The organism is Vogesella sp. LIG4 (assembly GCF_900090205.1).
Taxonomy (GTDB): Bacteria; Pseudomonadota; Gammaproteobacteria; order Burkholderiales; family Chromobacteriaceae; genus Vogesella.
On the sequence record NZ_LT607802.1, the window covers coordinates 98,722 to 112,139 of the forward strand.

8 protein-coding genes are annotated in these 13,418 nt (G+C 66.4%); 7 read left to right on the forward strand and 1 reads right to left on the reverse strand.

What is annotated here, in order from left to right:
- Positions 1–3,407, forward strand: a 3,407-nt coding sequence (locus tag PSELUDRAFT_RS19555; RefSeq protein WP_162291234.1) for a DUF5801 repeats-in-toxin domain-containing protein, incomplete at its 5' end; no start/stop codon positions are given.
- Between the two features lie 93 nt (positions 3,408–3,500).
- On the opposite strand, the gene PSELUDRAFT_RS00450 is transcribed toward PSELUDRAFT_RS19555, so the two are convergent.
- The gene (locus PSELUDRAFT_RS00450) at positions 3,501–4,487 is read right to left on the reverse strand and encodes a LacI family DNA-binding transcriptional regulator (protein WP_088964990.1); all 987 of its coding nucleotides are present in this window, start codon (positions 4,485–4,487) and stop codon (positions 3,501–3,503) included.
- A 150-nt stretch (positions 4,488–4,637) separates the two neighbouring features.
- Between PSELUDRAFT_RS00450 and ptsP the strand changes: the two genes are divergently transcribed.
- The 6 genes from ptsP to PSELUDRAFT_RS00480 all read left to right on the forward strand — a co-directional run bounded on the left by ptsP (position 4,638) and on the right by PSELUDRAFT_RS00480 (position 12,970).
- Entirely contained in the window at positions 4,638–7,163 is a 2,526-nt protein-coding gene (gene ptsP / locus PSELUDRAFT_RS00455) for a phosphoenolpyruvate--protein phosphotransferase (RefSeq protein WP_088964991.1), read from the forward strand.
- Positions 7,160–8,110, forward strand: coding sequence for a 1-phosphofructokinase (gene pfkB, locus PSELUDRAFT_RS00460; protein WP_088964992.1), 951 nt, complete (start codon positions 7,160–7,162; stop codon positions 8,108–8,110). The genes ptsP and pfkB overlap by 4 nt, the downstream gene beginning before the upstream one ends.
- 219 nt (positions 8,111–8,329) lie before the next feature.
- Positions 8,330–10,048: a PTS fructose transporter subunit EIIBC gene (locus tag PSELUDRAFT_RS00465; RefSeq protein ID WP_088964993.1), complete on the forward strand. Its 1,719-nt coding sequence runs from the start codon at positions 8,330–8,332 to the stop codon at positions 10,046–10,048.
- A 178-nt stretch (positions 10,049–10,226) separates the two neighbouring features.
- Positions 10,227–10,532, forward strand: a complete 306-nt coding sequence (locus PSELUDRAFT_RS00470) for an STAS domain-containing protein (RefSeq protein ID WP_088964994.1) — start codon at positions 10,227–10,229, stop codon at positions 10,530–10,532.
- A 144-nt stretch (positions 10,533–10,676) separates the two neighbouring features.
- Positions 10,677–12,332 (forward strand): fused response regulator/phosphatase, encoded by a 1,656-nt coding sequence (locus tag PSELUDRAFT_RS00475; RefSeq protein ID WP_162291235.1) that lies wholly within the window; start codon positions 10,677–10,679, stop codon positions 12,330–12,332.
- Between the two features lie 47 nt (positions 12,333–12,379).
- On the forward strand, positions 12,380–12,970 hold the full coding sequence (locus PSELUDRAFT_RS00480) for a YigZ family protein (protein ID WP_088964996.1): 591 nt from the start codon (positions 12,380–12,382) through the stop codon (positions 12,968–12,970).
- Positions 12,971–13,418 lie beyond the last annotated feature (448 nt).

The following is a 13,418-nucleotide window of genomic DNA, read 5'->3' on the forward strand; positions in this document are numbered from 1 at the left end:
GCGTGGTCGCCGGCCCGAGCGGGCTGGTGGATACCGCTACTGGTCAGAACGTGATCCTGAGTGTCAACGGTAGTGGCGTGGTGGAAGGCCGTGCCACCGGCGGTGCCCTGGTGTTCACCGTGGCGGTTGATGGCAGCGGCAATGTCACCCTCGACCTGCTGCGTGCCGTTACCCACAGTGATACCAGCAACCCGAATGACGTCACCTCGCTGGCCAACAACCTGGTGACCCTCACTGCCACCATCACCGATGCCGATGGCGACCACAGCGCCGCCACCGCCAGCATCGGCTCGTCGCTGCACTTCTACGATGACGGCCCGACGGTAGACCTGACCAACGCTTCGGTCGCCCTCAACGTGGACGAAACCGCGCTGCCTACCGGCAACCCGGATCTCACCCCGTCCTACGGCACCTCGGCAATGGCCAGCTTCGCCGGTCTGTTCACCCCGCACTACGGTGCCGACGGTGCCGGCAGCCTGGTCTACAGCCTGGGCGTGGTCGCCGGCCCGAGCGGGCTGGTGGATACGGCCACCGGTCAGAACGTGATCCTGAGTGTCAACGGTAGTGGCGTGGTGGAAGGCCGTGCCACCGGCGGTGCCCTGGTGTTCACCGTGGCGGTCGATGGCAGCGGCAATGTCACCCTCAGCCTGCTGCGTGCCATCGCCCATAGCGACACCAGCAACCCGAATGACGTCACCTCGCTGACCAATAACCTGGTGACCCTCACCGCCACCATCACCGACAAGGATGGCGACCATAACAGCGCCACCGCCAGCATCGGCTCGTCGCTGCACTTCTACGACGACGGCCCGACGGTAGACCTGACCAACGCTTCGGTCGCCCTCAACGTGGACGAAACCGCGCTGCCTACCGGCAACCCGGATCTCACCCCGTCCTACGGCACCTCGGCAATGGCCAGCTTCGCTGGTCTGTTCACCCCGCACTACGGTGCCGACGGTGCCGGCAGCCTGGTCTACAGCCTGGGCGTGGTCGCCGGCCCGAGCGGGCTGGTGGATACGGCCACCGGTCAGAACGTGATCCTGAGTGTCAACGGCAGTGGCGTGGTGGAAGGTCGTGCCACCGGCGGTGCCCTGGTATTCACCGTGGCGGTCGATGGCAGCGGCAATGTCACCCTCAGCCTGCTGCGTGCCATCGCCCATAGCGACACCAGCAACCCGAATGACGTCACCTCGCTGACCAATAACCTGGTGACCCTTACCGCCACCATTACCGACAAGGATGGCGACCATAACAGCGCCACCGCCAGCATCGGCTCGTCGCTGCACTTCTACGACGATGGCCCGACGGTAGACCTGACCAATGCTTCGGTCGCCCTCAACGTGGACGAAACCGCGCTGCCCACCGGCAACCCGAATAACAGCCATGTCTACGGCGCCACGGATACCGAAAGCTTCTCCGGCCTGTTCACCCCGCACTACGGTGCCGACGGTGCCGGCAGCCTGGTCTACAGCCTGGGCGTGGTCGCCGGCCCGAGCGGGCTGGTGGATACCGCTACCCATCAGAACGTGATCCTGAGCGTCAACGGCAGTGGCGTGGTGGAAGGTCGTACTACCGGCGGTGCCCTGGTGTTCACCGTGGCGGTCGATGGCAGCGGCAATGTCACCCTCAGCCTGCTGCGTGCCGTCACCCATGCCGACACCAGCAACCCGAATGACATCACCTCGCTGGCCAACAACCTGGTGACCCTTACCGCCACCATTACCGACAAGGATGGCGACCACAACACCGCCACCGCCAGCATCGGCGCGGCCTTGCACTTCTACGACGATGGCCCGAGTGTCTTCACGCCGGACCAGATCCTGATCGTCGATCAGTCCAGCACCGTCCACACTGTGACTGCAGACCTGAACTTTGCGGCCAACGCAGGTGCCGATGGTGTCGGCAACGTGGTGTTCAACATCACTGACGGGGCCAAAGCAACCGATGCCCAAGGCAACCTGCTTACCCTCAACGGTCAGCAATTGTTCCTGCACTACGGCACCGATCACTCTCATCTGGTTGCCCAGACGGCAGGTGGAACAACCGGTTTCACCGTTACGCTGAACCCGGGCTCCGACCAGTACACCCTTGAAATCGACGGGCCGATCTCGAATGGTACCGAAGTCACGGCCACCAACCTGACCGGTGTCAGCGCCGGTAACGTCAACTACAAGGGCCTGGTCGATATTGGTGGCACCCCCCAGGACGTGCTGATTTCCAGCACCACGGGTACGGTGAACACTTCCAGTACCGACATCGGTATCGGCAACCAGTGGATCAGCACCGGTGAGAATGTCCGCTTCGACTTCGTGAATAGCCTGGCTGTCAATAACGCCAGCAGTACCGGCTTTAACTACACCACCCATAACCTGGCGTTCGACTACACCCAGCTGATCCACCAGGTACAAGGCAATGGCGGGGTGGCAGACATCAACGTCACCCTGGTCGTCGCCAACAACGACAATGTGTTCGGCAACACCGACCCGAACGAAACCCGGCTGCACCTGGGGCTCAATACCAGCAGCATCCAGGTAACGGTACTGGACGGAACCGGCCACACGGTCACCTCCGGCATCACGGTGCACTTCGGCGCCACCGCCAGTGACCCGACGGTGACCATCGATGGCATCCAGGAAGGCTGGTCGTACCACATCACCTCCAGCACGGCCTTCAGCGCGGTGTTTGTGCAGGGGGCAACCGGTAGTTCCGACTTTGCCCTGGGTACATTCGGTTATGGCACCACCAACCAGGGTTTGCCTATCGACCTGAACTACGGCATTACCGGTACAGATGGTGATGGCGACCCGGTCAACAGTGCAGTAACTGCCACCCTGTACCCGGCCGACTCCAGCGTCGAAGGCACCAGTGCTGCCGACAGCCTGACCGGCACCTCGGGCAACGACCACCTGTTCGGCTACGCCGGCAACGACACGCTGAATGGTGGCGCCGGCAATGACGTACTGTCCGGCGGCGATGGCAACGACACGCTGACCGGCGGCCCCGGCAATGACCTGATGTCCGGTGGCTTTGGTTCCGATACCTTCGTGTGGCACCTTGGCGATCAGGGCACCACGGCTGCACCGGCGGCGGACCGCATCACCGACTTCCACACCGCGGAAGGCGATGTACTCGATCTGCACGACCTGCTGCAAGGAGAAAGCAGTGCCACCACGCTGACCCAGATCCTGAACCACCAGGCACCTACGGCCGGCAACCTGCTCAACTACCTGCACTTCACGCAGGATGGCTCGGGCAATACCGTGGTACAGGTCAGCTCCACCGGTAACGTAGCCACCAGCCACGATCAGACCATCACCCTGCAGGGTGTGGCACTGAATACCCTGGGCGCCAACGATTCGGAAATCATCAAGAACCTGCTGCAGCACAACAACCTGAAGACCGACTAAGGCGGTCGCTGCATGACAAAGAGCCGGCATCTGCCGGCTCTTTTTTTGCCCGTGGCGCGCCGCAAATGCTTGCGGCCAACCTTGCCGTAACGGCTACTGCCGCAGCGGCGCGCTGCTGCCGCGCGGCACCAGCCTGCCCTGCAGCACCACGTGGCGGTGGCTGCGCGCCGGGTCTTCCAGCCGCGCCAGCAGCATGGCCATGGCGCTGCGGCCGATTTCGTCCACCGGCTGCTCAATCACCGTCAGGCCGGGGTCGATCAGCCCGGTCCAGACTTCATTATCAAACCCGGCCAGCGCCAGATCGTGCGGCAGGCTCAGCCCGGCAGCCTTGATGGCGCGCACCGCGCCCAGCAGGAAGATGCCGTTGCTGATCAGCAGCGCGCGCGGGCGGTCCGGCTCCGCCAGCCAGGTGCTTACCGCCGCCTCGGCCGCCTCCACGCTGGGCGGCACGAAGCGCGCCGGCGCCGGCAGGCCGGCACTGCCCAGCGCGTCCACGAAGCCGGCGTGGCGCTCGGCGCCGGTGCTGCTGGTATTGCCGAACAGGCCGCCGATATCACGGTAGCCGGCGGCCAGCAGGTGCTCCACCAGCTGCGCGGCGGCGCGGCGGTTGTCCAGTACCACCGCATCGCCGTCGCCCTGCGCCGGGGTGCGGTCGATCATCACCACCGGAAAGCCCAGCGACTCGGTATCCAGCGCCGCGGCGCTGTGGCGGGTGGGCGCCAGGATCACCCCGGTGACGCGCTCCTCGCGCATCAGCTTCAGGTACATGGCCTCTTTTTCCGGGTTCTCGTCGGTATTGCACAGGATGACGCGCATCCCGTTTCGATAGGCTTCGTCCTCAACCGCGCGGCTAACGGCGGTAAAAAACGGGTTGCGGATATCCGACACGATCAATCCTATAGTGTCGGTGTGCTGCGAACGCAGGCGCCGCGCCGCCAGGTTGGGGCGGTAGTCCAGCTTGGCCATCGCCGCTTCCACCCGCTTGCGCACCTTGTCGCTCACCGGGCCGTTGCACAGCACGCGGGATACCGTGGAAACCGACACACCAGCCAGTTCCGCCACATCCTTGATTTTTGCCATCCGCTTTCTCCGGTATCGATTGCAACGCCCATGAGCGTGGTCCGTTGCGTTATTGGCCAAGATGTTACACCGAAAATGAAATCCTTATTGACACAAAAATTGGTATCGATTTCAATGCACGCAAACAAATCAGACACAGGAGACCTCACCATGTCCAGCACGCTGATCCGCCCCGAACTGGTGCGCCTGGGCGCAGCCCCGGCCAGCAAAGCCCAAGCCATCAGGGAAGCCGGCCAATTGCTGGCTGCCGCCGGCCATATCGACCCGGCCTATGTAGACAGCCTGCTGGCGCGTGAGAACGTTGCCAACACCTACCTGGGGCATGGCGTGGCCATTCCCCACGGCATGATCGAACACCGCCACCTGATCCGCAGCACCGCCATTGCCGTGCTGCAGGTGCCGGGCGGCATCGAATGGAACCCGGGTCAGACCGTGCACCTGGTATTCGCCATTGCCGCCCAGTCCGACGAACACCTGGCACTGCTGCGCCGCCTCACCCGCCTGCTGCAGGATGAAGCCGCGCTGGGCCGCCTGTTCGACACCCCGCACCCGGCCGACCTGCTGGCCGCGCTGGAACAGCAGGCACCAGCCGCCGAACCGGCGGAAGCGATCGCCGACTTCGCCCACGGTTTCGACTGGGTGATGGACTACCCCAACGGCCTGCACGCCCGCCCGGCGCAACAGTGGGTGGAAACCGCCCGCCGCTTTGCGGCCAACGTACGGGTGCGCAAGGGAGAAGAAAGCGGCGACGGCAAGAACCTGATCGCCCTGCTGCAGCTGGGCATCGCCCACGGCGAAACCCTGCACGTGTCCGCCGAGGGCCCGGACGCCGAGGCACTGCTGTCCGCGCTGCAGGCCGTGATGAGCGGCCTCACCGCCGGCGAGCAGGAACAGGCCGACAAGGCCGCCAAACAACAACAGGCGCAGGCCGGCCGCGCGCAGTGGCAGCCGGCCGGCAAGCCGCTGGCGCTGGACGGCATTGCCGCCAGCCCGGGCCTGGCCATCGGCCAGCTGCGCGTGCTCAAGCCGGCGGTGCTGGAGGTGCCGGATCACCCGGTACTGCTGGGCAGCGGCGGTGACCAGCTGGATGCCGCGCTGGCCGCCACCCGGCTGGAACTGCAGGACCTGGCCGCCGCCACCGGCAAGCGCATGGGCGCTACCGAGGCCGGCATCTTCCGCGCCCAGGCCGAGCTGCTGAACGACACCGACCTGATCACCCTCACCTGCCAGCTGATGGTGGAAGGCCACGGCGTGGCCTGGGCCTGGCACCAGGCAGTGAGCCGCCTGGCCGAGCGCCTGGCCGCGCTGGGCAACCCGCTGCTGGCGGCGCGCGCCGCCGACCTGCGCGACGTGGGCCTGCGCGTGCTGGACCAGCTGGCGCCGGAACTGGGCGCACGCCGCAAGCCGCTGGACGAAGGCAGCAACCTGATCATCGCCGCCGCCGACCTCACCCCGTCCGACACCGCCGCGCTGGACCCGCAGCGCATCATCGGCCTGTGCACCGCGCAGGGCGGCCCGTCCTCGCACACCGCCATCATCGCCCGCACCGTGGGCCTGCCGGCGCTGGTGGCGCTGGGCAGCTCGCTGCTGGATCTGCCGGATGGCGCCACCGCCATCATCGACGGCGACAGCGGCCGCCTGTACCTGAACGCCGACGAAGCCGACCTCGCCAGCGCCCGCCAGTGGATGGCCCGCCAGCAGGAAGCCGCGCGCAAGGCCGCCGCCGCTGCCATGGCGCCGGCTGCCACCCAGGACGGCAAGCGCATCGAGGTAGCCGCCAACGCCAACCACCCGGATCAGGCCGCCGCCGCAGTGAAGGCCGGCGCCGAAGGCGTGGGCCTGATGCGCACCGAATTCCTGTTCCTGGAGCGCGACAGTGCGCCCAGCGAAGACGAGCAGTACCAGAGCTACCGCGGCATGCTGGACGCGCTGCAGGGCAAGCCGCTGATCGTGCGCACCCTGGACATCGGCGGCGACAAGCAGGTGCCCTACCTGAACCTGCCGCACGAGGAAAACCCCTTCCTCGGCGTGCGCGGCGTGCGCCTGCTGCTGCGCCGCCCGGACCTGCTGGAGCCGCAGCTGCGCGCCATCTACCGCGCCGCCAGCCACGGCCCGCTGTCCATCATGTTCCCGATGATCACCAGCCTGGAGGAGGTAAAGGCGCTGCGTGCGGTGTGCGAGCGCATCCGCCAGGAGCTGGGCGCACCGGAAGTGGCGCTGGGCATCATGGTGGAAGTGCCGGCGGCAGTGGCCATGGCCGACCAGCTGGCCGAGCACGTCGATTTCTTCTCCATCGGCACCAATGACCTCACCCAGTACGTGCTGGCCATCGACCGCCAGCACCCGGAGCTGGCGCGCGAAGCCGATGCGCTGCACCCGGCGGTGCTGCGCATGATCCGCCAGACGGTGGAAGGTGCCAGCCGCCACAACCGCTGGGTGGGCGTGTGCGGTGGCATCGCCGGCGACCCGCTGGGCGCCGCCATCCTGGCAGGCCTCGGCGTGCAGGAGCTGTCGATGAGCCAGCGCGACATCGCCAATGTGAAAGCCATGCTGCGCCGCTGCTCCAGCGGCCACCTGGCCCGCCTGGCCGCCGACGCACTGCGCTGCGCCGACGTAGGCGCGGTGCGTGCACTGGCCGCGCGCCTGGAATCGCTACCGGAAGAGGTGGAAGCATGAGCCGCCAGGTGCTGACCATCACGCTGAACCCGGCGCTGGATCACACCATCACCCTGCCTGCGCTGGGCGTTGGCCGCGTCAACGTGGCGCTGGATGCAGCGCAGACCCCGGGCGGCAAGGGCGTGAACGTGGCCAGCTGCCTGGCCGACTGGGGCGTGCCGGTGATGGTGAGCGGCCTCTTGGGCCGCGACAACGCCGGCGCCTTTGTCAGCCTGTTCGAGGACAAGGGCATCGCCGACCGCTTCCTGCGCCTGCCGGGCAGCACGCGCACCAATATCAAGCTGGTGGCGCAGGACACGCGGGATACCACCGACGTGAACCTGCCCGGCGTGGCCGTGCCGGACAACGCGCTGCCGCTGCTGGTGGAGCAGCTGCAACACCTGGTGGAAGACGGCCAGATCGTGGTGGTGGCCGGCAGCCTGCCGCCGGCACTGCAACAGGCCGGCTACCTGCCACTGCTGCGCGAACTCAAGGCACTGGGCGCCGAAGTGGTGCTGGACACCAGCGGCGATGCGCTGGAGCAGGTGCTGCTGCAGCGCGACATACTGCCGGCAATGATCAAGCCCAACCGCCACGAGCTGGAAGACTGGGTTGGCCGCGAGCTGCCTACGGTGGCCGAGGTGGCCGCCGAGGCGCGCCGCCTCAACCAGCATGGCATCGCCACCGTGGTGGTATCGCTGGGCAGCGACGGCGCGCTGCTGTCCACCCGCCAGGACGGCTGCTGGCTGGCCAGCCCGCTGCCTGTCACCCCGCTGAGCACCGTGGGTGCCGGCGACGCGCTGGTGGCCGGCATGGTGGCCGCGCGTCACGCCGACCAGAGCTGGCCGCAGGCACTGCGCCTGGGTACCGCCTTTGCCGCCGCCAAGCTGCAGCGGCTGGGGCCGCACCTGCCGCCGCGGGCGGAAGTAAAGGCATTACTGGAGCAAGTACAGCTGCAGGCCTTGTAGCAGGCTTGCGGCCAACCTTACAGATTCATCCGGCCCGTACCGCCCCCTACTACAACAGCTCGGACGGGCCGGACACGTCAGGGCGCCTCGAAAAACCTCGGTAGCGAGACAAGGTGCGAACAGAACTGCAGAAAGCATGTTTTGCAAGCAACGCAGTATCGCGACGAAAGCGGGCGTTTTTCGAGCTGCCCTTCAGCAGCACAACGAGAGGAGACAACGATGTCAACACTGCTGGCCGTACTCACCTGCCCCGAGCGCAGCACCCAGAGCCTGCTGGCCGCCGAAGCGCTGCGCAAGGCCGCCAAACAGCTCGGGCAGGCCATCCGCATCGAAACCCATACCGCGCAAGGCGTGCAGGACCCGCTAAGCGAGTCGGAACTCGCCGCCGCGCAGCAGGTGATCCGCGTCGGCGCCAGCGGCAGCGATGCCCGCTTCTCCGGCAAACGCGAGCACCTGGCCGCGCTGGAAGCGGTGCTGGCCGACCCGTCCGCCGTGCTGAACGCCGCATTGCAGGCAACGCCGGTGGCCGCGGCCGCCAGCCAGCCGCTGTCCATCGTCGCCATCACCTCCTGCCCCACCGGCATCGCCCACACCTTCATGGCCGCAGAAGGCCTGAGCGGCGCCGCCGAGGCGCTGGGCCACCGCATCAAGGTGGAAACCCAGGGCTCGGTGGGCTCGCAGAACGCGCTGACCGCCGCCGACATCGCCGGCGCCGACCTGGTGATCATCGCCGCCGATACCCAGGTGGACACCAGCCGCTTTGCCGGCAAGCGCGTGTTCATGAGCGGTACCAAGGCAGCCATCAACGACGGCAAGGCGCTGATCGGCAATGCCCAGGCCAATGCCAAACTGCAGGCGGCTGCAGCCGGCGGCCAGGGCGCGGCAGCCGGTGCCGCCAGTGCCAGCAAGGAGCGCAGCGGCGCCTACAAGCACCTGATGACCGGCGTGTCCTTCATGCTGCCCTTCGTGGTGACCGGCGGCCTGCTGATTGCACTGGGCTTCGCACTGGGCGGCATCTATGTGTTCGATGACGCGCACAAGGGCACGCTGGGCTGGACACTGTTCAATATCGGCGCCAAGGCTTCGTTCGCGCTGATGGTGCCGGTGCTGGCCGGCTACATCGCCTACTCCATCGCCGACCGCCCCGGCATCGCCCCGGGCATGGCCGGCGGCATGATTGCCGGCGCCATCGGCTCCGGCTTCCTCGGCGGCATCGTCGCCGGTTTCATTGCCGGCTACTCGGTGAAGTACCTCAACGAGAAGATCCAGCTTGGGCGCAACTTCGATGGCCTCAAGCCGGTGCTGATCCTGCCCTTGCTGGGCACCACCATCGTCGGCCTGCTGATGTACTTCGTGCTGGGCCAGCCGGTGGCGGCGGCGCTGGGCGCGGTAACCGAATGGCTGAAGGGCCTGCAGGGCAGCAGCGCGCTGGTGCTGGGCATGATCCTGGGCGGCATGATGGCCTTCGACATGGGCGGCCCGATCAACAAGGCGGCCTACACCTTCGCCACCGGCCTGATCGCCAGCCAGGTGTACGCACCGATGGCCGCGGTGATGGCCGCCGGCATGACCCCGCCGCTGGGCATCGCCCTGGCCGCGCTGCTGTTCAAGAACCGCTTCACTGCCGATGAGCGCGAAGGCGCCAAGGCCGCCGGCGTGCTGGGCATTTCCTTCATTACCGAAGGCGCCATCCCGTTTGCCGCCAAGGACCCGCTGCGGGTGATCCCGTCGCTGGTGGCCGGCTCGGCACTGGCCGGCGCCATCTCCATGGCCTCCGGCTGCCAGCTGCGCGTGCCGCACGGCGGCGTGTTCGTGCTGCCGATTCCGAATGCGGTAAGCAACCTCGGCATGTATATCGTGGCGCTGCTGGCCGGCACCGCGCTCACCGCCGTGCTGCTGGGCGTGCTGAAGAAAAGCCCGGATGCGGCCAACGCCTAAACAGGCACCAGCTTTCTCTCCCTCCTGCCCCTCGCAGGTCCGGTCCGTGCGCCCTCGGTGGCGCCGGGCCGTTTTTTTTATGTGCGCCAGTCCGTGACCTTGCTGAAACGTTTACTTACAATGTGCTGAAAGATTCGCGCTTGCCAGCAGGCGCGCAGCCATTGCAAGGAGCGCCCGCATGCCGCTCAGCTACCAGTTGCATGACACGGAAGCCAGCATCCACATCCGTGGCCATTTCAACTTTTCGCTGCACACCGATTTTCACGCCGCCTGCCGCGCCATTCTGGCCAGCAGCAAGGTGCACTGCCTGGAAATCAACCTGCAGGATGCCGACTACCTGGACAGCTCGGCGCTGGGCATGCTGCTGGTACTGCGCGAGCAGGCGCTGCCGCGCGACATCAGGCTGCTGATCACCAACGCCCGCCCGGCCTTGCGCCAGGTGCTGGCAATTGCCCATTTTGAAAAATTCTTCCATATCGACTAATAAGCTGTTTACGGTCTGCTGCGCTTCGGCGTTGAATGCGATTGCGGGATGCGCATATATGCTGTGCAGCTTCCGCTTCCTCCGCCGCTTCTGCCTTGCCTCGCGCTGGCCCGCGAGATCGTAAACAGGTTCCAAGGTATCCACATGCGTCAGCTGAATGTGCTGGTTGTTGATGACAGCAAGGTAAACCGCCTGGTAATCGCCCGCCTGATCAACAACCTGGGCCACCTGGTGACCGAGGCCAACAACGGCGTGGAGGCGCTGGCCTATTGCGAGCGGCAGCTGCCGGACCTGATCCTGATGGATGTGATCATGCCGGAGATGGACGGCCTCTCCACCACGCGCAAGCTGCGCGCGCGCTACACCAAGCAATGGATTCCCATCATCTTCCTTACCGGCAAGAGCGATCAGGAAGACGTGCTGGCCGGGCTGGAAGCCGGTGGCGACGACTACCTCACCAAGCCGGTGGACACCAAGCTGTTGGCCGCAAAGATCCGCGTGATGGTGCGCATCGCCGAGATGCAGCAGCGCATCACCCAGGATGCCAAGCGGCTGGAAGCCTACTACCACGCCAACCAGATGGAGCAGCAGCTGGCCGAACACGTGCTGGACAACCTGTACGGCGACCGCCAGGAAGGCGCGCTGGAGCAGTGGATCAAGCCGACGGTGCAGTTCAGCGGCGACATCATCACCGTGGCCAAGTCACCGGCCGGCACCCTGCATTTCATGCTGGCCGACAGCACCGGCCACGGCCTGGCGGCGGCCATTGCCTGCCTGCCGGCGGCCACGGTGTTCTACGCCATGACGCAAAAGGGCTTCGGCATCCATGCCATTGCCCGCGAGATCAACAAGAAACTTAAGCAGCAGCTGCCGGTGGGCCGCTTCGTGGCCGCCACGCTGGTGGCGATCTCGCCGCTGGAGCGCACCGTCACGGTGTGGAACGGCGGCATCCCCTACGCCGCCTTCATCAACGAAGCCGGCGAGGTGGAGCGACGCTTCGACTCCACCCACCCGCCGCTGGGCATTCTGCCCAATGCCGACTTCGACCCCAGCGTGGAGGTGTTCCGCTGGAGCCGCCCGGGGCGCATCCTGGTGTGCTCCGACGGCCTCACCGAGGCACTGGACGGCGACGGCCAGCCGCTGGACATGGCTGATATCACCGCACTGCTGGCCCACAAGCTTGCAGACAAGGTCATCGACACGGTAGCGGCCAAAGTGGGCAGCCACCTGGGCCGCAGCGAGAACGTGGACGATATCTCGGTGGTGATCGCCCCGTGCAGCAACAGCCACGCCCCGCAGCCCAACCAGGTACAGCCGGCCAGCTTCACCCAGCTGGCCAACTGGGAAATCCGCCTCACCTTCGGCCCCAGGGAACTGCGCGACGACCTGGGCATGCCCACGCTGCTGGGCTGGCTCAACCAGATCGGCCTCAACGAGCAGCAGTTCAGCGACATGCTGCTGGTGGTCACCGAGCTGTTCACCAACGCACTGGATCACGGCCTGCTGGCGCTGGATTCCAGTGACAAGGACAGCAGCAACGGCTTCACCCACTACCTGACACTGCGCCAGCAACGCCTGGCCGCCCTGCAGGAAGGCCGTATCCAGGTGGCAATGCGCCGCGACGGCGACCTGCTGCGGCTGTCGGTACAGGACAGCGGCCAGGGCTTCGACCTGAACAAGCTCCACAGCCAGCCGGACAACGCCAAGCACGGCCGCGGCATCGCGCTGATCCACCGCCTGTGCCGCCAGGTGAGCTACCACGATGGCGGCACCCGCGCAGAAGTGGCCTATCAACTGTAAACTGGCGCGCCTCACCCCGACCACCCGCCTTGCGGCCAACCCTGCCCATGTCGTTTACCCTGCAGCACGCCGGCCACGCCGAACTGGAAATCAAGAAAAGCCGCTTTCTGGGCTGCGTGGAGCCGATGGCCGACCGCGCCGGTGCGCAGGCACGGGTGGCCGAGCTGAAAGCAGCCCACCCCGGCGCCGCCCACGTGTGCTGGGCGCTGCTGGCCGGTGGCCATAGTGCCGCCAACGACGACGGAGAACCTTCCGGCACTGCCGGCCGGCCGATGCTGGAAGTGCTGCGCCACCAGCAGCTGGATGGCGTACTGGCCACCGTGGTGCGCTACTACGGCGGCGTGAAACTGGGCGCCGGCGGCCTGGTGCGTGCCTACACCGACAGCGTGGCGCGCGCACTGGACGGCGTGCCGCGCCAGCAGCGCCAGACTCTGAGCCAGCTGCATTGCCGCTTCCCCTACCCGCAGGAAGGCACCGTACGCCGCCTGCTCGCCCGCCACGGCGCGCAGCTGGAAGAAGTGACACATCAGGATGCGGTGCACTGCCGCTTCAGCATCGTGGCCGCCGAGGCGGAGGCGCTGCGCCAGGCGCTGAACGACGCCTGCCACGGCCAGCTAGCCTGGCTGGATGAGGCGTAGGCCCCTTCTTGCCAGTCAAGCCGGTAAAGACACGCGGTAAACGTTGGGCTTCGCTACGCTCAACCCAAGCTACACGGCTGGGCGAGGTGTAGCCATGTAGGGCGGAAGCCCGTCAGGGCGTTCCGCCACACACCGCCAACTTGCGGCCAACCTTACACCCGCCCTACCCACCACGTAGGTTACGGTCGAGCGTAGCAAGGCCCAACGTTTAGCGTGTCTGGTTCTGCATCCGCTGCGCGGATGATGTTTGAAGTTGCCGGTTCCGCCCGGCGTACGGGGAGGGGGGCGTGCCGCCGCCCCCTCCACCCCCGCTCGCCGGATGGTTATAGAGCTGGTGGTCCGCGAAACCCCGCCCAACAAGGCATTCGCCAGGCGTCGGCAATTCGCCGTTTGCTAACGTCAAACGGCTCAAGTGCCGCCTTAAAACCTGGCGAACACCATTTTGGCC

Bases quoted from the DNA above. Each gene is read 5' to 3' on its own strand.
- PSELUDRAFT_RS00450 (WP_088964990.1), bottom strand. From the start codon at position 4,487: ATGGCAAAAATCAAGGATGTGGCGGAACTGGCTGGTGTGTCGGTTTCC.
- ptsP (WP_088964991.1), top strand. From the start codon at position 4,638: ATGTCCAGCACGCTGATCCGCCCCGAACTGGTGCGCCTGGGCGCAGCC.
- pfkB (WP_088964992.1), top strand. From the start codon at position 7,160: ATGAGCCGCCAGGTGCTGACCATCACGCTGAACCCGGCGCTGGATCAC.
- PSELUDRAFT_RS00465 (WP_088964993.1), top strand. From the start codon at position 8,330: ATGTCAACACTGCTGGCCGTACTCACCTGCCCCGAGCGCAGCACCCAG.
- PSELUDRAFT_RS00470 (WP_088964994.1), top strand. From the start codon at position 10,227: ATGCCGCTCAGCTACCAGTTGCATGACACGGAAGCCAGCATCCACATC.
- PSELUDRAFT_RS00475 (WP_162291235.1), top strand. From the start codon at position 10,677: ATGCGTCAGCTGAATGTGCTGGTTGTTGATGACAGCAAGGTAAACCGC.
- PSELUDRAFT_RS00480 (WP_088964996.1), top strand. From the start codon at position 12,380: ATGTCGTTTACCCTGCAGCACGCCGGCCACGCCGAACTGGAAATCAAG.